The sequence below is a fragment of the Roseibium denhamense genome, from assembly GCF_009711415.1.
GTDB classification, from domain to species: Bacteria; Pseudomonadota; Alphaproteobacteria; order Rhizobiales; family Stappiaceae; genus Roseibium; species Roseibium denhamense.
Window position 1 is genome coordinate 85292 of sequence record NZ_SMLZ01000112.1, and the last position, 22466, is coordinate 107757.

Genomic DNA, 22466 nt, shown 5'->3' on the forward strand with positions numbered 1-22466 from the left:
CATCAGTACGGAACGAGTGTATGAAAGCGACCCTCGAGCGGACCGACCTCCTCAAGTCCTTGACCCACGTTCACAGGGTGGTCGAGCGCCGAAATACAATACCCATTCTGTCAAACGTTCTGCTAAGGGCTGACGGCGGAGCACTGAACCTCAAGGCCACGGACTTGGATCTCGAAATCATCGAGACGGTGCCGGCCTTGGTTGAAATGCCAGGAGCCACTACGGTTCCCGCCCATATGTTTTACGATATCGTCCGGAAACTGCCCGAGGGTTCACAGGTGGTTCTGGAAACAACCGGTGATGAAAGCACGCTGGAAATCCGCGCCGGCAGATCCCGGTTTACGCTGCAGATGTTGCCAGAAGCCGATTTCCCGGACCTCACAGCCGGTGAGTTCAGCCATGGCTTTTCATTGACAGCTGCAGATATCCGCAAGCTGATCGATACCACGCAGTTTGCGATTTCGACCGAAGAGACGCGCTATTATCTGAACGGTATCTACCTGCACACTGTTGACGGGACAAACGAACAGCAGTTCCGCGCTGTGGCAACAGATGGCCACCGCCTGGCCCAGGCTGAGGTGCCCGCACCTTCCGGATCCTCTGGAATGCCGGGCATAATTGTGCCCCGGAAAACAGTCGGCGAGATCCAGAAGCTTCTGGAAACGCCGGACGCCGACGTTCAGATCGAGCTGTCGGACACAAAGATCCGGCTGACGACAGGTCCGATTATCCTGACCTCGAAACTCATCGACGGCACATTTCCCGACTATGGCCGCGTTATCCCGCAAGGCAATGACAAGGAAATGCGGGTCGACCGGGACGAGTTCAAGGAGGCTGTTGATCGAGTTTCGACGATTTCCTCCGAACGTGGCCGCGCGGTGAAGATTTCGTTGTCCGATGGCCGCATGGTCTTGACGGTGAACAATCCGGATTCCGGCAGTGCGACCGAAGAATTGGCGGTTGAGTATGGGTCTGACTCACTCGATATCGGGTTTAACTCCAAGTACCTTCTGGATATCGCCAATCAGCTCAGCAGCGATACAGCTCTGTTCCGTTTGGCAGATTCAGGATCGCCCACGCTCATACAGGACAATACGGTCGATGATTGCCTGTTCGTCCTGATGCCAATGCGCGTGTGATCTGCGCGAACGCTCAAACTGTTCTGGAAACAGGCTCATGACGGACTTCCGGTCGGCGCAGCTGAGCCGTTTGACACTGACCGGCTTCCGAAACTACGAGACGCTCACGCTTTCAATGGCGGCAAAACTGATCGCCTTTGTTGGTCCCAACGGCGCAGGTAAAACCAATATTCTGGAGGCGGTGTCATTTCTGACCGCCGGCCGGGGCCTGCGCCGGGCGGCCCTGGCCGATATCGCAAGAAGTGGCGGCGACGGGGGCTGGAGTGTTGCCGCGACCGTTCTCCTGGACGGTCTCGAGACAAAGATCGGCACCGGGCTGATTTCCGGCACCTCGGGCCGGAAAGTCCGCATCGACGGACAAGATGTCAAAGGCTCCGAAAGCCTGCTGGATTACATGCGGGTTCTCTGGCTGGTCCCATCCATGGATGGCCTGTTCACCGGCGGGGCCTCTGACCGGCGGCGTTTTCTCGACCGCCTGACGCTCGCACTCGACCCCGGCCATGGCCGCCGTGTTGGCGACTTTGAAACGTCCCTGCGCCAAAGAAACCGGCTTTTGGAAAACGGCGGAGACGATGCCTACCTAACGGCACTTGAACAGCAGGTGGCCGAACTGGGCGCAGCAGTCTCTCTGGCCCGGCTTGAGACCGTCGATTTGCTTGGCAAAATGCTCAAAGCCCAAGCAGAAGAGGCCTGCACGCCGTTTCCCACAGCAGCAGTCACTCTCGAAGGGGCCTACGAAACCGAAATGGCCGGCCTTCCCGCCTCTGACCAGGAAGACCACTACAGACACCTCCTGCGCTCTGGCCGGTACCGGGACCGCGCTGCCGGACGGACATTGACTGGCCCGCACCTGAGCGACCTGAAAGTGGTCCACTTGGCCAAGAACATGCCGGCGGCTCAATCCTCGACCGGGGAACAAAAGGCTCTCTTGATAGGGCTGATCCTTGCCCATGCGGAACTAACGGCAAAGGTATCGGGCATGACGCCGGTGCTGCTGCTGGACGAAGTTGCCGCCCACCTCGATCCGGACCGGCGGGCGGCGCTTTTTGACAAGCTTGATGTATTGGGTGGTCAGGTCTTCATGACCGGGACAGACACCGCTCTTTTTGAAGCCCTGCCGGGCGGGTCGGAGCTGTTTGAAATACGCGATCATTCCGCCCAGCGCTTGTGAACCGCCAGCACCCCTTAAATCCGCCAGAATCTTGTGGTTTTCCACCATATTCCCTTCGCCGGCTTGGCGTTGGCACGCCGGTGGTTGAACCCCCGCTGGAACCCCGTATAACGGGGAGAAACAGATAAACCGATTGGTGATTGATTCGCATGAGCGACACGTCCACGTCCGAACCGACCCTCACTCCGGAACAGACTGCCGGTGGTGAGTATGGCGCAGATTCGATCAAGGTCCTGAAAGGCCTCGATGCGGTGCGCAAACGTCCTGGAATGTATATCGGCGACACCGATGACGGTTCTGGCTTGCACCACATGGTCTACGAGGTGGTTGACAACGCGATCGACGAGGCGCTCGCCGGACACGCGGACCATGTGACAGTGACGTTGAACCCGGACGGGTCTGTAACCGTTTCAGACAATGGCCGCGGCATTCCGACCGACATGCACGCCGAGGAAGGCGTTTCAGCGGCCGAGGTCATCATGACCCAGCTTCATGCCGGCGGTAAGTTCGACCAGAATTCCTACAAGGTTTCCGGCGGGCTGCACGGCGTCGGCGTTTCCGTTGTGAATGCGCTGTCCACGCAGCTGGACCTGAGAATCTGGCGGAACGACCAAGAACACCACATGACTTTTGCCCACGGTGACGCGCAAGGTCCGCTGAGCGTCGTCGGCCCCGCGAACGGCAAAAAGGGGACGGAAGTTACCTTCCTGCCCTCCCCTCAAACGTTCACCAAGACCGAGTTCGACTTCAGCACGCTGGAGCACCGGCTGCGGGAACTCGCCTTCCTGAATTCAGGCGTCCGTATCATCTTGACCGACAAGCGCGGTGTCGAGGATGTGGTCGAAGAGCTCTTCTACGAGGGCGGGCTTGAAGCCTTTGTTCAGTATCTGGACCGCGCCAAGCATCCCCTGATCGAAAACCCCATCAGTGTGCGTGCTGAAAAGGACGGGATAACGGTCGAAGCCGCCATGTGGTGGAACGACAGCTACCACGAGCAGGTTCTGTGCTTTACCAATAACATTCCGCAACGCGATGGCGGCACACACCTGGCCGGCTTCCGGGCAGCGCTCACGCGTCAGGTGACAGGCTATGCTGAAGCCACCGGCCTGATGAAAAAGGAAAAGGTCTCTCTGTCGGGTGACGATTGCCGCGAGGGCTTGACCTGTGTCCTGTCAGTCAAAGTGCCGGACCCGAAATTCTCCTCTCAGACCAAAGACAAACTCGTCTCGTCCGAGGTGCGTCCGGTGGTCGAAAACCTGATTTCGCAGACGCTCAGCGAATGGCTTGAGGAAAATCCGGCACCTGCCAAAACGATTGTCTCCAAGGTTGTCGAGGCCGCATCCGCACGTGAAGCCGCCCGGCGGGCCCGTGAACTCACGCGGCGGAAAGGGGCGCTCGATGTTGCCTCGCTGCCCGGCAAACTGGCCGATTGCCAGGAGCGGGACGCCTCCAAAGCCGAACTCTTCCTGGTGGAGGGTGACTCTGCGGGCGGCTCTGCGAAACAGGGCCGCCACCGCGAAAACCAGGCTGTGCTTCCCTTGCGGGGCAAGATCCTGAACGTTGAACGCGCCCGTTTTGACAAGATGCTGTCCTCGAACGAGATCGGCACCCTGATTACGGCACTTGGAACCGGAATCGGCAAAGAAGAGTTCAATATCGAGAAGTTGCGCTATCACAAGATCATCATCATGACCGATGCTGATGTCGATGGTGCACACATCCGCACACTGCTTCTGACTTTCTTCTTCCGGCAGATGCCGGACTTGATCGAAAACGGTTACGTCTACATTGCTCAGCCGCCGCTTTACAAAGTCAAACGCGGCCAATCGGAACAGTATCTGAAGGATCAGAAGGCGCTAGAGGATTATCTGATTGGCCAGGGCCTCGACGATGCTTCGCTGACCCTTTCCGGCGGCGAAGTCCGGACCGGCCAGGACCTTCTGGCGGTCGTTGAAACGGCACGGACCATTTCCGATATCTTCGACGGACTCCACTCGCGCTACAACCGCGATGTGGTTGAGCAGGCGGCGATTGCAGGGGCTCTCAACACAGACATCCTCGATGATCAGGAAAAAGCGAATGAGGCCGCCGCTTACATTGCCCGGCGGCTGGATATCCTCGCAGATGAGTTTGAACGCGGCTGGACCGGTGAAGCGCGGGACGATGGAAGCCTCGTCTTCAAACGCACCGTGAGAGGCGTCGAAGAGGCCGCAACGATTGACCCAGCCCTGCTGGGCTCCTCTGACGCGCGCCGGCTTGCAGCTCATGCGGAACACTTGAACGAAGTCTATGGCAAGGCGGCAATTTTGCGCCGCAAAGACACACCAACGGAAATCCGCGGCCCGCGGGCCATGCTGCAGCAAGTCTATGCGTTCGGGCAGAAGGGGATCTCGCTACAACGCTATAAAGGGCTGGGTGAGATGAACCCTGATCAGCTCTGGGAAACGACCCTTGACCCGAACGTCCGGTCGCTTCTGCAGGTCAAGGTCAAGGAAGCCGATGACGCGGATGACATCTTCACAAAACTGATGGGTGATGAAGTGGATCCGCGGCGTGAGTTCATTCAAGACAACGCGCTGTCTGTGGCTAACCTGGACATCTGACACACATGTAATCAAGCGATCAAAAAAAGCGGCGAGATTTTCGCCGCTTTTTTATTACCAGAACCGCTTCGCTACGACGCCTCTGGCCAAGGCTCGGGACGTCCGAAATAGAAACCCTGCGCGGCTTCCACATTCAGCTCTTTCAACAAGGATGCTTCTGCTGCTGTCTCAACATGCTTGGCAATCACCTTGATCCCAAGCTCATGGGCTGCGCGCACCAAACCACTCAAGATTGCGGTTTTCGCTGGCGCTTCTACCACTTGCTGCGTGAGACTGGCTTCAAGTTTCAACCAATCCACCCGCAATGCGGTCAGGCGGGACAAGACGGGCCAATGTCCTGCAAAATCGTCGATGGCTGTTTGACACCCGAGATCCGAAACAAACTGGAAGAAGTTCTCAACAGTCACAGGTTCACGCAGGAAATCCTTCTCAGCGATTTCCAGGCATAGTTTCGAGGCAAGCAGAGGATTGGGGCTCAGCCGGTTAAACAAACAATCCCTGAAATTCGGATCCCGCGCTGATTCAGCTGAAACATTCATGGTCAACAAAGACCGCACTGGACTGCGTTCAGCGACATCAAGTACCTTGTCCAGGGTCCACGCGTCCACTTGGGCGATGAAGCCCGAGCGTTCCGCAGCAGAGATCCACGCACGTGACGACAATCCCTCTGCCCGCTCGCCCTGCAGGCGAAGCAATATTTCCGATCCGCAAAATTGCTGCCGCCGCAAACAGACGATCGGCATTGAGTAAAGTGCCAACTCATTTGCCCGGAAACTCCCCGGTTCCGGCAAATCCCGCAGGGCCATTTCATTTGCGGCGCAGTCGCCGGAAACGACGGAATGGACCTGCACAGACCGGCCGCCGAATCGTTTTCCGCGTAGGCAGGCTCTGTCCGCTATCGCCAGCAAGGATGCCGGGTCGGTATCATCCAAGGAAATGCCGGGGGCCAAGTACGCGACACCGATCGATCCACCAATCGTAAAGACACGATCGGCGATCTCCAGCCGGATCCTATCAAAGCCGTCGAGGATCCGTTCAGCGATCTCGTGCGCCGCCTCCTTGCTGGCAACGGGCAGCATACCCGCGAACTCATCACCACCGATCCGGGCTGCCGTTCCAAACTCACCAAGTGTCAGTGTCAGGCATGCGGCAACCCGCAAAAGCATGTCATCGCCTGCATCGTGACCCCCGAGATCATTGACCTTCTTGAACTCATCCAGATCGATATAGATGATCGCAAGCCCGGACTCAGGTTCAAGGCGCAGGCGCTGCAGCTCCTGGTCAAGTGCCCGGGTTAAAGACCGGCGGTTGGCAAGACCGGTCAGGGGATCCTGATAAGCAAGGCGCCGGTTTTCCGCCACTTCATAAGGGCAGTCCACATTTCTCCTCAAGATCGCCATCATGGGCGCATCCTGATCACGGCCCGATCCGGTTTGGGGCAGGGGAGCAAGACGGATTTCACACATCCTGCGATCAACAGGGAAGGCTGAACTGTCCTTGCCCTGCCGCTCGGGCAAGTAAAGTGTTTGAGTGGACCCGGCAGGCAGATCCCGGAGCGCTTCTGTCACCAAGCTGACATCGTAGGCACTCCGGGCAGCGGTTACCAGCTTTGCGGCCCGTTGCTCGAGTGTATCGTCCGGCTCCAGGATGACCACTTCATCGGGAAAGCCCGCGAGAAGTTGATTCAAGTCCCGCAGTCCAAAATCCCTTCTGGAATCTTGCGGTTGTTCATCGACAGCTTTTGGTTCTACCGCGTCCGTCTCGAACTGGATCAGAACTGCGCGATGACCATTGCTGAACGAAACAAAAGACGTGCACAAAAGATGAGTACACAACAACTGACCGGATTTTAAGTAAATTGCGCCGGTGATCTGGGAGGGGACCCCGTTGAATGAGGCCGACAGTGCCTTTCCGCACCGTTTCCAGCTTGCGTCATCCATTAGGGATTGCAAGGAAACCGGAACCGGACTCATATCATTCGAACGGCACATAGACTTCAGAAGTTTGTTATGTACCAATATGTTACCATCGCGGCCGACATAGGCCGCAGCATGGGGCAACACCTCCAGCAAGGAGGAATGGAACGCCGTCAGCGTAATACTGTCTTCATAGCCGGAAGCTTCCCGCCGGCTGCTGTCTAACCGTTGGCTGACTTGCACCAGACCGCCCTTTCAATATCCGCTTGAATGACGCTCAACTCAAAACAGATACGCGCGCCTCACTATTTGGAGATTATTAGCATATAAAAATTGCCAATCTTGGCGATTGAGAACTACCCACAAGAGTTCGAATTTTTATCCTTAATGAAATGTTAATTTTTACTTCTGTTTTTTGCTTAAATTTTTAATTAACTCCCCTAGGTAAGGTCTGTGTTTTGCCTTTCCAGCCATATTTTCATCACGCACCGTGAGTATGAAGGGCGCAAGCAGCAAACGAATCTGGCGGGTGTGCCCAAAGCCAGACCTATGACCTCGCCAACTGTTCCAACGATGACCGGGTAGAGACTTTGAAACCGAAAACGCCATTTCTAGTCATGATCGCATTCGCCTTCGGTGCTTTCATAACCACGCCAGCCATCGCAGAGCCCTTTCAACAATGCGGGAAGGCCTCCTGGTACAATTTGACGAGTATGACCGCCAGCGGCGAGCGCGCTAATCCCGAAGCGATGACGGCCGCGCACCGGACCCTTCCATTTGGAACAAAAGTCAAAGTTGTAAACCTGTCGAATGGCCGGTCAGTGACAGTAAGGATCAACGACCGCGGACCATTTGCCAAAGGAAGGGTTATTGACGTAACGCAAGCGGCTGCGGAAGAGCTTGGTTTCAAAAGAAAAGGGATAACGCGCGTGCGGGTCGTAACCCTTGGCAGTCATTCAGCCGAATTACCTAGTAATAAATGCCAATAAATACTCAAAACAACCCTTATTATTCTGAAATTTGTGACGTTCCATTCATATTTTCTTTGCGCTTACGCGCTTGAAAAAAAATGACTTTCCCGCCCGAACACTGAAGGGCCGATTTTATTCAGCATGAATAACGATCAGTCGCATTACGGTGAATCAAAAAATAAAATATTTTACGGTAATGACTTTCCCAGGAGATATCGCTAGAGTTGCCGCCGTGGTCGATGGGGCCACGTGCACAGTAACTTTATTCGCGCAGTCTTCGTGGCTGCGCGTTTTTTTTGGATACTGAAATAACCCCAGAAATCTGCCACGCAGCGCAAGCCAAGGATGCACCCGGGGCGCTAGACGTCTTGGCCAGTATCCAATAGGTTGAGAAACTCCGCTGCGCTTTTCCGGTAAGCATCCTGTTTATCTCCGCCCATACGCTGCCATGTGGCATAAGCCTGGTTCAGACGCAGATTTCCTTTCAAGGTGCTCGCGTTTCGCGCAAGGAAATCCCAGTAGAGGGCATTGAACGGACAAGCACCGTCACCGGTCTTTGCTTTGACATCGAAATGGCAATTGCCGCAATAGTCGGACATCTTGTTGATGTAGTTACCGCCCGACATGTAAGGTTTTGAGGCGAGCAGCCCTCCATCGGCAAACTGGCTCATTCCAAGCACATTTGGGAGCTCAACCCATTCATATGCATCGGCGTAGACCATTAAATACCATTCATGGACCTGCTGAGGCTCTACACCGGCCAGCAAAGCGAAGTTGCCGGTCACCATCAAACGCTGGATATGGTGGGCGTAGGCTTCCTCGATTGTCTGGTTGACCGCCTCAGACAGGCAGCGCATGCGCGTTTTTCCCGTCCAATAAAACTCAGGCAAATCCCGTGACGCGCCCAAGGCATTTTCTTCGACGTAGTCCGGCATCTTGAGCCAATAAATACCCCGGACATATTCGCGCCATCCTAGGACCTGACGAATGTACCCCTCGACAGCGTTCAACGGCGCCCGTCCATCCTGATAAGCCTGCTCGACTTTTCTGCACAGGGTCCGGGCATCCAGAAGACCCGCATTCAGATATGCCGATATGACCGAATGATAGAGGAACCGCTCCCCGGCCAGCATGGCATCCTGATAGGTTCCGAAATCAGCCAAGGCGTCGTTAAGAAAGCTGTCAAACGCTTCCTCGGCCTGAGATCGCGTGACTGCAAACCAGAAAGGCTCCAGCGTGCCGAAATGTTCCGGGAACCGCTCTTCGACAAGCTTCAGCACTTCTTTTGTAATCGCATCAGGCGCAAACCGCTTCGGCTCAGGCATGAAAAGGTCTTGAGCTGCCGGCTTCCTGTTCTCAGCATCATAATTCCACTTACCGCCTTCGGGCTTCCCGCCATCCATCAAAAGTCCGGTCTTCTTGCGCATTTCCCGATAAAACATCTCCATGCGCAGCTGCTTGCGCCCGTCCGCCCACGCGCGGAAGCGATCGGTTGAACAGAAAAAGCGTGTGTCGGTGAGAAGATCGAGCCGGATCGCCAGGTCGTTTTCCCAGGCCCGCATATCCTCCAGCACCCGCCATTCGCCCGGCTCCGTTACGACCAGCCGCTCCGGGGTCAAGCGCTCGCACGCACGGGACACTTCTTCCCGGAAGCTACCGCGATTGCCCTCATCATCAATTTTGACGTAGTCGACCGTCCAGCCATTGCCGCGCAGCTCGTCGGCAAAGTGGCGCATGGCGGAAAAAAGAAACGCGATCTTCTTTTTGTGATGGCGTACATATGTTGCCTCTTCCATCACCTCGACCATGAGGACACGATCCTTGTCCGGCGCCCCCTGGCGCAAGCTCGAAAGCGCGGGTGTCAATTGATCCCCCAGAACCAGGATGAGGTTGCGCGTATTGGATGTCCCAGACATGACGGCTTTTTGTTTGTTGATGACAGCTCTGGTACGCAAACCGGGCGACGCCCTATCACTTTTTGTGGGATTTTCTGCCGCCACCCCCGGTTTTCTAAACGGGCTCCTTACAGCTTTTACGCAGCGAAGACCGTCGGGCACTAGGCGGATCGGCTTTTTGCCGACTCCGGCCCGGATCGGCGCTCAGGCAGGCCTAACTGCGTGGAACTGAGTGGGAACCTGCACAATCAGCGGCGTGGCCGTCGTTCGCGCCAGGCAAGGCAATCCTGTTTTTTCGCGCGTGCGGCGGCTTTCCTGTGGTGCAGATCCAGCGAATTTAGGTGCGCCGGACCATGCAGCTGCGCTTCTGCGCCAGAAGCACACAGACCCCTTTCGCGGCCTCAAAGACTTACTTGTCCAAATCTGCAGAAAGCGATTGCCGACAGCCGCGGGATCTTGTATCAGACGCATCTATCGAACGCAGGCTCCTCGCCCGCGCGTCTGCACCCGTAGCTCAGCTGGATAGAGCGCTGCCCTCCGAAGGCAGAGGTCAGAGGTTCGAATCCTCTCGGGTGCGCCAAAAATCCGCAGAAAACTCAAGAACTTATAAAAGTCCGCAAGATGCTCAAAACGAGCATTGTTCGCAGTATGTACGAGAAACGACCTTTGTTCGCGTTTTCTCCCTAGCCACGACCGCCGCGCGTCTGCGGGTAGCGAGGCTATTCCAGGGAGGCGCACATGGCTGAGCGTCGTCCGTTTCGGGAAGTGAAACTTCAGTGGCTGCGTCTGCTGAGCTGTGATGCCAATATCAACGACAATGCCAAGTGCGTTGCGCTCTACATCGTGACAGCACATGTAAACGGCCACACCGGAAAGGCGTGGCCGTCCTACAAGACCATTGCCGAAGCAACCGGCAAGAGTGTCAAATCCATCCAGCGTGCCATCCGAGATCTCGAAATCGGTGGATGGCTCGGCGTTCAACGCGGGAATGGTGTCGGGCACAATACGGAGTATCGCCCTACCGACGCTTCGATCATAAAGGCCTCGCAGCTTCGGGAAAAGACGGACAAATCTGTCCCCCTTAACCACGCTGAAGGCGGACAGATCTGTCCCGAAAGGCGGTCAGATGTGTCCGGCAAAGGCGGTCAAATCTGTCCACCAAACTTAGAGAAAGAAATAAATAAAAAACCTAACGGGCGTGAGGCGCGCGCGAAGGCCGTCGCTGGCCGTGCTGTTCCCGTCGTCAACGTCCCCGTCAGCCACGGTCACATGATCCGGGAATGGAATGCTTGGCTTGCCAGGAAGTCTCTACCCGACCTGGTTCGTTTCAATCTCAACTCAGCGTCGCCTGGAACTGGTTGGTATCGACTTCCTGGCCGTTGGCCGCCGGAAGATGGCTCGGAAAAAGAGCAGGACTGCCTGTCGTATTTCCTGAGCAGACTGCCAGCAATCGCGCACCAAACCGCCTCCCAGACAGCCTACAGGCAAGCGGCATGACTGCGGCGGATCTAACAAGAGCAAGGCGACCCGTGTCATACGACACAGGACCTTGCGAGGGGCGGCACGCCTCCCCTTCGAACCCCTCAGGACCGCAAACGGCCCGTCTCGATGAGACAGTTGTTATGCGCTGTACGACGGAGGAAAAGAGACATCTCAAGCGCCGCGCCGCCGCGGACAAAATCTCCGTCTCAGAGCTGTTGCGCGGAGCCTTGGGGCAGATCAAGGCTCCTCGCCGCCGTGCCACGCCGCAGGCCGATCCGCAGCTTGTGACAGCGCTCAGCCGCATCGGCACCAACCTGAACCAGATCGCCCGTGCCGTGAACGCCGACCAGGCCGCTGGCGACATGCGCCAGATCGAAGGCCTGCAGCTGCTCGCCGAGCTGATCGGCATCGAGCGCCAAATGTCGGTCCTCCTCGCCAGCCACACACGGCGGGACGCGGATCATGCTGATTAAACTCTTCCGAAGCGGCAAGGGCGGTGGTGCGGCGCCGGTTGATTACCTAATCGCGTCACAGGTGCTCGCCTACGACGGCAATCGCGATCACGTGCGCGACGACGAAGGCGTTCCCCTGATGAAGGCGCGTGATCCGCTGCCGGAAGTGCTGGCGGGCGATCCGGACCACACCCGGGCGCTGATTGATGCTTGCCCGCACGCCTGGACGTACCGGGCGGGTGTGATCAGCTTCGATAAGGACGATCATCCGACCGAACATCAGCAACAGGCCGTCATGGATGCCTTTGACGAGCTCGCTTTTGCCGGTCTGGACCGCGACCAGGTCGACATGCTCTGGGTCCGGCACAGCCATGAAGGCCGCGTGGAATTGCATTTCTGCACACCGCGCATGGAACTCACGTCGGGCAAGAGCCTGAACATTGCTCCTCCCGGCTACCAGAAGGCCATGGATGCTCTGCGCGACATGCTCAACAAAGAGCATGGCTGGGCCGATCCGCAAGATCCGGCCAGGTCACAGGACACCAAGCAGCTTCCGGAAAAGAAGCTTCGGGCCCAGGACCGCGAGGACATCCGAAACTGGCTCGAAGACCTGATCGTGGCCGGTTGCATCTCATCCCGGCCGGACATGGTCGCCGCGCTCGAAGGTGCCGGCTTCGAACTGCCCCGCCAGGGCAAAACCTATCTCACAGTCAAGGACCCGGACAGCGAAACACGCTGGCGGCTCAAGGGAGACATTTTCCATGCAGATTGGACCAGAGAGAAGACCGCTCAGAGAGCGGCTGAGCGAGAATATCGAGCAGATGCACCAGGAGGATCAGAACGCCTCGCTGCTCGAAGCCATTCAGACCTCCGAGACGAATATCGAGCGCATGTTGAAAGGCGCAAGCTCTACAATGAGCAACGATATCCGCTCATCCCAAGAGAAACTGAACGCGACCTTAGAAGGACACTTGAGGTCGAGCGAGGAACAGCTCTTTCAACTGAAAACGAGCTTGGAGCAAAACGCGAAACTAGCCACGAAGAACCGCATGTTGAAGCTGTCGACGGCAGTCCTGATCTCGGCCGTCCTGACCCTCGGCAGTGTCCTTTTCCTGGAGAGCCACTTGAGAGGGGCGCTGATCGCCTCGGCATTCAATCACGCGACATTCTCAGAGTTTCCGGTCCTGATCTTCAACACAAAGACCGGCACCTATCAGCGCTGCCAGCGCACACCAGAGCGGTTCATCTGCCAGGAAACGAAGTAAAGCCCCATGACAGAAACCAATCCCCCCTCACCGAACTTGCCTTCCCGGCAAACCCTGACGCCGCTCGAGCGCGGGTTGCTGAGCTTGGTCGAACAATTGACCAACGCCTTCGAACATTCGACCGCTCAGCTGGAGCACTTGGAAAGACGCTCGACCGGCTCACTGGAAGAGCGGCTGACCGAGCTCGAGACGTTGCTCGACAGGTCCATCAGCTCACAACGAGCCTTCAACGAGGCCTTGCTCGACTTGCTCAGTGCGCCGGAGTCCTCCGGCAGATCGGTGGACGCGCTTTGCAGGATCATAGACAATCCCAGCAGTGTTTACGGAAAAGAGCCATAGCGCCGGATCTGCGCCGCAACATGGAGCGTTAAACCGATAGGCGAGATTTCTCTGACCAGTGCACCTTTGCAAAGACAACAAAAAGCCTGGGAGCGGAATGTCGGGTTAATATATGGGTTGGCAAGCTGACGCTGATCTTTCTGATACCGTTGGTGAATTTCGGCTCACACCGGACTTTCATTCTGAGCGCAACAGTTTTCCGGTACGAGCCCAGAGTGACCGATGCTGCGATGTCTACCAAGGGCCGCTTTGACGTCTGAGGTTTTTCAGATGATGATGGCACTTACTGATCAAAGAACTGGAAAAAACGACGGTGCGATGTTTGAAAAAGCAAAAATCCTGATACCAGCGCCAATGGACAAAATAGTGGCTGACATAGGACTCAGCTCCCCTACGAACCTCATCAACGAATATGTAGACATCAGCGTAACGGCCAACCTTAGGCGCAACTCTGTCAGGATTCCCCTTAACGAGGGTGGCTACATCGAATAGGATTTCGCACTCAAACGAGCCCTAATACAGTTTGCTTGGGCAAACTGTGAGCTGATGCCGACGAGTTCAACGGAGGGGGCCTTAACCGGGCAATTTGAGAACATGGACACCTCCGGATATCGGGCTGGCGCCGTTGAGGCGATCGTAATTCCGTCGGATTGAGGCGAGAACGGGTGAGGTAAGCATGGCGGGACGACAGGCTGGGGTCTTCGATGTCGAGCATCGGCTGCAGGAACTCTCCGAACATGGCGATCCGCTGGAGAAGCTCAGCGGGACGGTGGATTTCGAGATCTTCCGGCCGGACCTGGTCAGGGCCTTCGGATCGCGGGGTACCTCGAGGGGTGGCCGCCCGGCGTTCGATCCGGTTCTGAGTTTCGGATGCTCGTGCTCCAGGCGATGCACGGTCTTTCGTTGGCACAGACCGAGTACCTGGTCGCGGAGCGGCTGAGCTGGATGCGGTTCTGCGGGGTCGGACCGGGCGACGCGGTGCCGGACGCGAACACGCTCTGGGACTTCCGCAAGGCGCTGATCGCGGCCGGCGCGATCGACGCCCTGTTCGCGAGGCTCGGGCGGGCGGCGACAATGGAGGGTGCTACGACAGCGTTCCGTAACGAGGAAAAGCTGACATCCCAGGACCGAGAGTTCGTTCAGCAACTGATCGATCAGATGGCGGACAAGCGAGGTGGAAAGTCATGAGCGCGCCTCGCCTGATACTCGCCGCGAATGCAGCGCAGAAAGTCGTTCAAGAGTCCGCGCAGACTGACCTGCCGATCTGCCCATTCGCGATTGCGGAGAAGGAATGTATCGAAGTCGTCGCGAAACCGGCCGACGTCGAGGGCGTCAGCGGAGGAATGGTCTTCCAGGACCCACCGATCATCTTTTACTCGACCACCATCCGAAGCCGAGCATTCCAGCGCTTCACCGTCGCGCATGAGCTTGGCCACTACTTCGTGGACGGGCACTGGGACCGGATGGGGACGGCTGGCATGCACGTATCCCGCGCTGGCTTCGGCAGGTCGAGAGATCCGTTTGAGACTGAGGCCGATCACTTCGCGGCATCCTTGCTGATGCCTCGCGCTCACGTGCGGCGCCTACTGAACCGGGCGCCGAACGGCCTCGCAGCTGTTCGAGCCTTGGCGCGGGACGCGGAGACGTCGCTGACGTCGTCCGCAATCCGCATCGCAGAGTGCAGCGACGAGCCATTTGCCATGGTCATGAGCCAGCAGGGGAAGATCGGCCACGTGTTCATGTCCGCAGCATTCAAGCGCCTGAAGCCTCGTTCGTGGCTAAGGAAGGGCGATGCCGTTCCGGAGAGCGCGACGCGCCGGTTCAGCGCCGATCCGGGCCGCGTCACCCGCTCTGACGAGCTCTGTGTGCAGACGCGGATGGAGCATTGGTTCGGCAGCGGCGATAGGGGTCTTGACGAGGAAATCATCGGCCTCGGTAGCTATGGCAGGACGCTCACAATCCTGTCGTGTAATGGCGATCCCGAAACAAATGTAGAGGAAGAGAACGAGGAGGAACGGCTACTAGATAGTTGGACGCCGCGGCACGCATACGGACGCTGAAGAGTCTTTTTGGAGAGAACCACGGTCTTCTCGTGTTCGTCTGTCCAGAACTGGATAATCGCGCTATTCTTAGGGCGTGATCTTTAACGACGCAGTTCACGGCGAGCCTTTGGCTAGTCAGTTAAACAAACGCCGACGCCCAGCGGCGAACGCCTTTTCTTCGAAAGCTGAATTGTAACGCATCTCTAACGGCAGCTATGGACCGTCTGCTCATGCCCCATGTTTGGGCGTAGGCTCAATCCTCAGCGAGCAGCCGGAACGCGCCACTTCCTGCCGTTGGTTGAACGTGCAGCGAGTGACCGCATGGATGAAGGTTTTTCAACGCGGGCCACAGGCAGCCCAAACCGAAACGTTGCACTATGGCCCGCGTCGAAAAACCTTCATCGAAACAGCCAGGGAGCGTGGATCTGCCAATGGCTTCCGGTGCGGCGCTGTCGCGAACTGCACCAGACATTGGGTGGTCGCAGCTATGCGTCTTGGATGGATCTGATATCAGGCGTCAAGCCGTTCGCCGTCCCGACGGTATCGCTTCAAGCGCCGTGAGGATGCGCTCTTGGAGATAGGCGGGCTTACCGAATATCTCGAATGTGCCTTCCAGAAAGACCATGGGATCGCCGTACGCCTCAATGTACTGCTTTAGGCATTCATCGGCTTCGTCGAGGCGTCCGAGCAGGGAGAGGCAAATGGCCTCATAGAGCTCGGGCCCTGTCCAAAGGGCGTCCCCAATCTTCCGCGTCGCCTCCAGCGCCAGATCATACCGCTCCTCGATGAACTCGACGAGCAAGGTCGCTGCGTGGAACCAGCCGGGCGGGTTCGGGCAAAGATCAAACGCTCGAGTGATCGCGGCACGCGCCGCGGCGACGTCGCCCGCGAACCCATGACAGATCGAGAGGTCCGCCAGCATATCGGGATAATTGGGGTTCGCCTCCACGGCGCGTCGGGCGGCCTCTTCGAAGGCTGAAAGGTTACCCCGGATGTGGTGGATCAGAAAGAGGGCGTGCAGACCCGTTGCGTTGGACGCATCAAGGTCGACCGCGCGTTGGGCTGCTGCGAGGGCGCGGTCCAAGGTCGGACTTTCTTCCTTGGTGTACCCATGACGTAGTGTGTCGAGATAGATGATGGCGAGGGTACCCCAAGCGCCAGCGTAGTCTGGATCGAGTTCCAATGCGCGTTCAAGCATCGACTGGATACGGGCGTGCGCTTCGGGCGATGGCGCCCGCCAATACTCGGTGGCCAGGAGCCGTGCTTCATAGGCATCCAGATTGTCTGTCTCGGTGCAACACCAGCTGCCTACGCGATGGATCATCCCGTGGGGCGCTGCGATCTTCGCCGCCGTCCGCCCGGCCACATCGTCCTGGATCTCGAAATGGCTCTGGGCCGACAGATCCCGATCGAAGCTTTCCGACAGGACCGCGTCGCCGGTCCTGGTGCAGACCAGATGCACGGTGACGCGAACGGCGGTCTCTGTCCGTCGGTAGGTGCCTTCGACGAGGTACCCAACACCGAGGTCTGCCCTGAGTGCCTTGGGCTCTGGCCTCGCATCGATGTAGCGCCAGGTGACGTGGCGCGAGAGCACCCGCAGTTCGCGAAACCGGGACAGAGCCGTCAGGATATCGACGCTAAACGCAAGGGCAAGATTCTGCAGGGATGGATCTTCGCTCAGGTTTTCGAAGGGCATAACCGCCACGGACACACGGGCATCGCCTCTCTGGGCAAGGGACGCCGGGCCTAACTCGCGCTCTGCGATCTCGAAGATCGGCACATACTGGCCCTTGGGCAGCTTGATACGCACCGGGTCACGGCTGCCCTCCTGCGCATAGTAGGCCTCGAGCCGCGCGCGCAGCTTGCTTGCCTGGACCCGAACGATGGTATCGGTGCCGGGATCGAAGTCCGATGGCTTGTCGAAGACATCGACGCCGAGCGCATAGCCCTTGAGGCTTTCGGACCGCCCCTCGAGCGCCTCGGTCACGATATGTTTGAGAAAGCGCTTCAGGCGGGTCGTGTCTGCGAACTTTGAGCTTTGCACGATACGCGCGAGATGGGACTCGATCATTTTACGATCGGGCGCTTCGTCGGACCCTCTCAGCTGCTCCAACGGTAACGTATCGTTCACAGTGACTCACTCCTTGCGCCGTCTCTGATGTGCCCAGGTTGTCGCACTCGACACCTGGCACGCGACTATGGAACACGAAGGGCGCAAAATGACAACTGTAGGCTGGACGTCCATATACGGGCGCAACATTCGCACAGGCGCGATATCGACAACTGCGCTTGCCCTCGTTCTTCTCATGGGGCTGACGTCAGAGGAAGTGCACGCGGACACCCGAATTGTGATCGACAGCGGGCTCTCTCCTGAAGAATTGGAGATCTATGGGCACAGCGTCGAAATGGATGCGGCGGCCGATACGGGGCTGATCCGCGAAGCGTGGTTTCGCGCGCTCGAGGGTTATGATGGGGGTCTCCTGCTCGAGAACCTCGAACGCGAAGGTCTGACGCCAAACTTCACGGATCCGACTGGGATGCCCATCGGCTTTGGCACGCAGAACGGCTGGGTTGGCCGGAACTGCGCGGGCTGCCATTCGGCGGAGATCCACTACCAGGGCAAGGTTATGCTCGTACCCGGCGCGCCCAACATGCTGTCCAGCGGTTTTGTGCGTGAGCGGCTGACGCGCGCGCTGGCGGCAACCGCAGCGGATGGCGAGCGGTTGGCGGCGTTCCAGAACAGAGTGCTCGGCGCGGATGCGAGCGAGGCCGAACACAAGGCGCTAGCGGATGAGATCAGGGCCTGGCTCGACGCCTATTGGGGCGACACACCCGAGAATATGATGAAGGACTTCGCAGCCCAGGATCGTGCCTATGAGACAACGGGTACTCGCCCCGTTGTCGGTGATCACCCGTTCGAGGCGGTGCGCAACGCCTGGATGGGGCCACAGAATTATTTCGTGGGCGGAAGCGTCGTCGACATTCCTCAGATCTGGGACGTCGAAAAGCAGGCGAGCATCCATCACAACGGGAACACGAACTCCGTTCTCGGGCGCAACGTGATCTCGGCAATCGCGACCTTCTACGCGCCCTCGGTCGAGGCGGTGCTGGACGCCGATCCGCGCCAGTTGGATAAAATCGGGAAGGTCTCTGAAAAAATCGACGCGCCGCTTTATCCTGAGGATGTGTTCGGCCCGATCGATCGCGAGAAAGCGGCGCGTGGAGCCGACCTCTACGCCCAGTATTGCGCCGCGTGCCACGCGACGACCTTGCCTGAGGGCGAGGTGACCGACCTGCCGCGCTTTACGGCCGAGGAGAGCGGAACGGATGAGGCCTATTTCGACGTGTTCGAGAAGCCCGTTCTTGGCATCGCAGGTGTTGAGTCACAGTCCTACGGTGATGCGGTCTTGGCCGTGATGGCCGACTTCACCAAGAAATGGTTCGAGCGCTACGAAATTACGCCCGAAGAGGCAGCGCAGCTCGAAGTTCCCAATCCTTACTGGAAGTTCGATCGGGTCTGGATCAGCCGGCCCATGAGCGGGATCTGGGCGGCGGCACCGTATCTGCACAACGGCTCGGTACCGACGATGTATCACCTCTTGCTGCCCGTTTCCGAACGGCCCAAGAAGTTCACCTATTTCAGCAAGGAGTATGACCCGGTGAATATGGGCTTTCGGTCGGATCAGCCGCTCGATGCCGCCCCTCTTCTCGCGACCTACGACACGGCAGTTCGGGGCCAGGGGAACCAAGGGCACGAATACGGCACGTCGATGACCGACGACCAGCGTTACGCCCTGATCGAGTATCTCAAGACCATCGGAGAGTAGGGTCTTCAGATGCCCCCACCAGGTTCTGTCGAGGGCCTGGTGGGGATGATCGCCCCATGTCTCTCAGACCAAGAAGGACCGCGCCAATGCTGATCCGTCTTCTATCCGTGACCCTCATCGCCCTCGCTATTCCGACAAACCCGCAGGCGAGCGACCACATCGACCAAGTGGGAAAACTCGGCTCGCATGGGCAGGTCGATATCTCTGATCTCTACGCCTATTTCGGCGAGCGCGATTGCACGAACGCCTCCGATCTGGCGGCGTGCCTCCGCGACCGGCCGCTGACACTTGTGGTCAACACCTATCCGGGCGCTGTGGTGGGCAGCCATTTCTCGCACCACGTTGCCTATGAGATCGTCCTGTTGCCGGGACAGATCGTCGACGGGGAGATTTTACAGTACTCGGAGGCCCGTGCGGTCGTCATCCGCTGTACCTTTGACGATGACGTGACCCCGGTCGTGACCACTTGCGCCGTGGTCCGCGATGGCGAGACAAGCATGCGCGTCTCCGCCCCTGCAAGCGCTGTGGTCGAGGGCGATGGTATGCGCCTCTTCAGCGGACTGCGCGCTGATCCATTCTTTTACTCCCTCGGTCACTTCTTGGAGGTGACCGGCCGCCCCGATACCTTCCCCCCACCGGTTGCCCCGTACTCGGCCGAAAATCCCTTTGGTGGCAACTCGTTCGAGGGGATCAATGTCATTTCGATCGTGCTCGAGATTGACTGGGATGTGCTTGGTATCGAGGCGGACCTGGTTGGCATCGCCGCCCGCAGCGTCTATGGCCATGGCACCGCGCCGGAGCAGTTCGACTACTTCGGGCGGCCCGAGATCACCAATCTCACCTTGCACGACCACAGTGGATCGGCGCCGCTGCGATTGGCGTATAACACGGGCGTTCCGGACGCAGAGGCCTACCGGGCCCGCCTGCGAGAGAACATCGCCGCCTATGACATGATTGACGGCAAGCAGGACTGGCCACCCGCCCTTCTTGAACGCTTCGTCGATATACTGGCAGAGGATTTCACAGTGCTGAACCGTGCTGAACCCTGCGAAGGAGGCGGCGCCTACCTCTCCATCGAACGCGCTCTTCTAAGCGGCGGCGCCGCGCTCGGTTGTGGGGCGCGCGCCCTCGAAGAAGACATCTTCCGTACGATGTACACGCTGTTCATCGCCGGCGTTGATGGTGACGAGGCCGATTTCGGGATGGGAGTGGATGGCCCCTATAGCTCCAGCGAGAAGGCGCTCTCAGCCGTCTTCCCTTACCTCGCTGAGCCCTGGGAGGAGCAATGGCCGCATTGGCTGGAATTCTACCGAGGGGGGAAACGCCGGCAGACCATCGACTGAGCCGATCGCGGTCAAAGCTGCCTACTCAGGAAACCGTCATCCCGGACCGTCGAATTGCGAAGGAGACGTGGCGTGCCGATGTGCCGCAGGACGTCAAACACGTCGAAGCGGGAGCCCGGCCCGAGTTCCACAAGGCTTCAGCTTCTCATCATCTCCAGTACAGCTGGCGTCGCGCTGATCGGGGCAGGCGTGACGGCCTACTTCATGCGCGTCCTCCTCAACAACCAACAAGCTAAAACCAAACGTTGGCGCAAGCAATTGCGCGCGGCCATCGCCCACAAAACCAGCGAAAAGGGTGAACCGACATGACGGCGGAAGCGAAACCCGATTTTCCTTACGTGCAATCCTATTGGAGCCTTGACCAAGAACTAGAGGTTTCCCCGCCCCTGAATGAGGATCACAGGACAGAGGTCGTGGTCATGGGTGCCGGCTTTGCGGGGCTGGCATCAGCGTTGGGGCTGATCGAGGCACGACCAGATCTAAAGGTAACGGTGATAGAGGCGCATCACGCAGGATATGGCGCGAGCGGACGCAACTCGGGCCAGATTTTCAATTTGCCGCCTTTTGCGTGGTTCCTGCAAAATCTCTCCAACTACACGCATCGGACGAATGCGCGGCGGGCCGTGCGCTTGATCGACGATCAAATTGCCAAAACCTTCGCGCTCCTTGCAGAAGCTGGCCACGACTTTGAGTGCGAGAAGAGCGTTCTGCAGGTTGTTGCCCGCAATGCGGTCACGGCGGCAGGGGCGGCCTGGGTGTGCAAACGCTTGCAGAAGGCCGGCGTTGAGACATCGTTCTTTGACGGAAAGGCCGCGCAAGGTCGCGTCGGATCAGCGACCCGTGCAATCCTTGATGTGCCCGCATACAGGGTCCACCCCTTCAAACTTGCCCAAAGCTTGCGCAAAGTCCTGCTGTCTCGGGGTGTCAGCTTCTATGAGGATACCCCGGTTGATCATATCCATAGCCACACCGGCGGCGTGACCCTGCGCGGACCCGGCTATACCGTCGAGGCCGAAAAAGCCGTCATGACGACGAACGCCTATACCGCAGCGCACAATATCGATCTAGACTTCGCCTATCCGAAAGTGACAAACTCGCATACCTACATGATCGCCACCGAGGTGCTGTCCCAAGACGTACTCGACAAGATAACGGCAACCGGCGATGGTTTTGGTGACGCCGCGCTCAGGTTCTATTACGGGCGGTTGCATAATGGGCGGCTCCTCTTTGGGGGCGAGGACAGAAAATCGTCTGTCTTGCCGGAAGAGGATCGACACAAGGCCTCTTTTGCGTCGCTGCATGCGGAGATGCTCAGACGATTTCCATTCCTGGACCACGCAGAAATCTACGCGGCCTGGGGCGGGGCCTTCCAAAGCAATGTTCTGGAGATCCCACAAATCCGCCGGGCCGGTGTGGGGGGCAACGTGATTTTGAACGTCGCCTACGGTGGCAACGGTGTTTCTGGCACGCTTATGTCCGGGCGTCTCATGCGGCATCTCGTTCTTCACGTTCAGGACGACCCAGATACTCTGGCTCACCTCCAGCTGCTGGCCGACACCGGCGTACCGTGGGCGGGGCTTGTACCATCCGGTATCGGCCTCGCCGCAACGTTTCTTCGCCGATCTCTGGGCTTTCGGTATTAACCCGGAACGTAAACCGCGCGGTGAAAGCAATAGCGAGGGGTCAAACGCACGGTCCGGCAGCCTCGACGTTTCGGATGTCCTGGATGTCATCCAGATCGACCATACGACCGCCGATGTGATTGTCGTGGACCACGCCAACCCCAAGCCGCTGCAGCAGTCTCATCTGACCTTGGCGATCGATGTCGCCAGTCGGGTGCTTCTTGGCTTCTGCGTGAGCCTTGATCCCCGTTCGGTAATGTCGATTGCGGCGTGCCTAGACCACTGTGTCCAGTACAAGACCGCCCATATGGCTGAAGATCACGACGACCTATTCGGTGCAAGTTCCCAATAGACCGAACGGCAGGTTTCGGGAACATTCTCAATCAGCGATTTTTCGGC

Annotated in this window: 19 protein-coding genes and 1 tRNA gene; 16 read left to right on the top strand and 4 right to left on the bottom strand. The window is 58.2% G+C overall.

What is annotated here, in order from left to right:
- Window positions 1-20: 20 nt before the first annotated feature.
- The 3 genes from dnaN to gyrB all read left to right on the top strand — a co-directional run bounded on the left by dnaN (window position 21) and on the right by gyrB (window position 4913).
- A complete protein-coding gene (dnaN, locus tag E1180_RS15735; protein WP_155192352.1) occupies window positions 21-1139 on the top strand; it encodes a DNA polymerase III subunit beta in 1119 nt (372 codons plus the stop codon).
- Between the two features lie 37 nt (window positions 1140-1176).
- A complete protein-coding gene (recF, locus tag E1180_RS15740) occupies window positions 1177-2310 on the top strand; it encodes a DNA replication/repair protein RecF (RefSeq protein ID WP_155192354.1) in 1134 nt (377 codons plus the stop codon).
- Window positions 2311-2459: 149 nt separating this feature from the next.
- A complete protein-coding gene (gene gyrB, locus E1180_RS15745; protein WP_155192357.1) occupies window positions 2460-4913 on the top strand; it encodes a DNA topoisomerase (ATP-hydrolyzing) subunit B in 2454 nt (817 codons plus the stop codon).
- 71 nt (window positions 4914-4984) lie between these two features.
- Here gyrB and E1180_RS15750 read toward each other — a convergent pair whose 3' ends face one another.
- Window positions 4985-6601, bottom strand: a complete 1617-nt coding sequence (locus E1180_RS15750) for an EAL domain-containing protein (RefSeq protein WP_208997179.1) — start codon at window positions 6599-6601, stop codon at window positions 4985-4987.
- A gap of 845 nt (window positions 6602-7446) precedes the next feature.
- Between E1180_RS15750 and E1180_RS15755 the strand changes: the two genes are divergently transcribed.
- Window positions 7447-7818: a septal ring lytic transglycosylase RlpA family protein gene (locus tag E1180_RS15755; protein WP_155192619.1), complete on the top strand. Its 372-nt coding sequence runs from the start codon at window positions 7447-7449 to the stop codon at window positions 7816-7818.
- Window positions 7819-8159: 341 nt separating this feature from the next.
- On the opposite strand, the gene E1180_RS15760 is transcribed toward E1180_RS15755, so the two are convergent.
- Window positions 8160-9716, bottom strand: coding sequence for a cryptochrome/photolyase family protein (locus E1180_RS15760; protein WP_155192361.1), 1557 nt, complete (start codon window positions 9714-9716; stop codon window positions 8160-8162).
- Window positions 9717-10198: 482 nt separating this feature from the next.
- Between E1180_RS15760 and E1180_RS15765 the strand changes: the two genes are divergently transcribed.
- The 3 genes from E1180_RS15765 to E1180_RS15775 all read left to right on the top strand — a co-directional run bounded on the left by E1180_RS15765 (window position 10199) and on the right by E1180_RS15775 (window position 11650).
- A tRNA-Arg gene (locus E1180_RS15765) sits at window positions 10199-10275 on the top strand.
- Between the two features lie 158 nt (window positions 10276-10433).
- Window positions 10434-11192, top strand: coding sequence for a helix-turn-helix domain-containing protein (locus tag E1180_RS15770; RefSeq protein WP_155192363.1), 759 nt, complete (start codon window positions 10434-10436; stop codon window positions 11190-11192).
- Window positions 11189-11650: a plasmid mobilization protein gene (locus E1180_RS15775; protein ID WP_425280923.1), complete on the top strand. Its 462-nt coding sequence runs from the start codon at window positions 11189-11191 to the stop codon at window positions 11648-11650. The genes E1180_RS15770 and E1180_RS15775 overlap by 4 nt, the downstream gene beginning before the upstream one ends.
- A 55-nt stretch (window positions 11651-11705) precedes the next feature.
- On the opposite strand, the gene E1180_RS22520 is transcribed toward E1180_RS15775, so the two are convergent.
- Window positions 11706-12131, bottom strand: coding sequence for a hypothetical protein (locus E1180_RS22520; RefSeq protein WP_244314085.1), 426 nt, complete (start codon window positions 12129-12131; stop codon window positions 11706-11708).
- Between the two features lie 259 nt (window positions 12132-12390).
- On the opposite strand from E1180_RS22520, the gene E1180_RS22525 reads away from it, so the two are divergent.
- The 4 genes from E1180_RS22525 (at window position 12391) to E1180_RS15790 (ending at window position 15293) form a co-directional block, all read left to right on the top strand.
- Window positions 12391-12894, top strand: coding sequence for a hypothetical protein (locus E1180_RS22525; RefSeq protein ID WP_244314086.1), 504 nt, complete (start codon window positions 12391-12393; stop codon window positions 12892-12894).
- Window positions 12895-12900: 6 nt separating this feature from the next.
- Window positions 12901-13233, top strand: a complete 333-nt coding sequence (locus E1180_RS22530; RefSeq protein WP_244314087.1) for a hypothetical protein — start codon at window positions 12901-12903, stop codon at window positions 13231-13233.
- 870 nt (window positions 13234-14103) lie between these two features.
- Window positions 14104-14421: a transposase gene (locus tag E1180_RS22255; RefSeq protein WP_208997180.1), complete on the top strand. Its 318-nt coding sequence runs from the start codon at window positions 14104-14106 to the stop codon at window positions 14419-14421.
- Window positions 14418-15293, top strand: a complete 876-nt coding sequence (locus tag E1180_RS15790) for an ImmA/IrrE family metallo-endopeptidase (RefSeq protein WP_155192368.1) — start codon at window positions 14418-14420, stop codon at window positions 15291-15293. The genes E1180_RS22255 and E1180_RS15790 overlap by 4 nt, the downstream gene beginning before the upstream one ends.
- 499 nt (window positions 15294-15792) lie before the next feature.
- Here the strand turns inward: E1180_RS15790 and E1180_RS15795 are convergent, their stop codons facing one another.
- Window positions 15793-17406: a tetratricopeptide repeat protein gene (locus tag E1180_RS15795; protein WP_155192370.1), complete on the bottom strand. Its 1614-nt coding sequence runs from the start codon at window positions 17404-17406 to the stop codon at window positions 15793-15795.
- A gap of 88 nt (window positions 17407-17494) precedes the next feature.
- Here E1180_RS15795 and E1180_RS15800 point away from each other — a divergent pair, with 88 nt between their 5' ends.
- The 5 genes from E1180_RS15800 (at window position 17495) to E1180_RS15820 (ending at window position 22419) form a co-directional block, all read left to right on the top strand.
- Window positions 17495-19102 carry a c-type cytochrome gene (locus E1180_RS15800; protein ID WP_196220611.1) on the top strand — a complete coding sequence of 536 codons (1608 nt, stop codon included), beginning with the start codon at window positions 17495-17497 and terminating at the stop codon, window positions 19100-19102.
- 86 nt (window positions 19103-19188) lie between these two features.
- Complete coding sequence (locus tag E1180_RS15805) at window positions 19189-20445, top strand: DUF4331 family protein (protein WP_196220612.1); 1257 nt, start codon at window positions 19189-19191, stop codon at window positions 20443-20445.
- Between the two features lie 72 nt (window positions 20446-20517).
- Window positions 20518-20754: a hypothetical protein gene (locus E1180_RS15810; RefSeq protein WP_155192375.1), complete on the top strand. Its 237-nt coding sequence runs from the start codon at window positions 20518-20520 to the stop codon at window positions 20752-20754.
- On the top strand, window positions 20751-22088 hold the full coding sequence (locus tag E1180_RS15815; protein ID WP_155192378.1) for an NAD(P)/FAD-dependent oxidoreductase: 1338 nt from the start codon (window positions 20751-20753) through the stop codon (window positions 22086-22088). The genes E1180_RS15810 and E1180_RS15815 overlap by 4 nt, the downstream gene beginning before the upstream one ends.
- Window positions 22024-22419, top strand: coding sequence for a hypothetical protein (locus E1180_RS15820; protein WP_155192380.1), 396 nt, complete (start codon window positions 22024-22026; stop codon window positions 22417-22419). Before E1180_RS15815 ends, E1180_RS15820 begins: the two co-directional genes overlap by 65 nt.
- The last annotated feature ends 47 nt before the right edge of the window (window positions 22420-22466 follow it).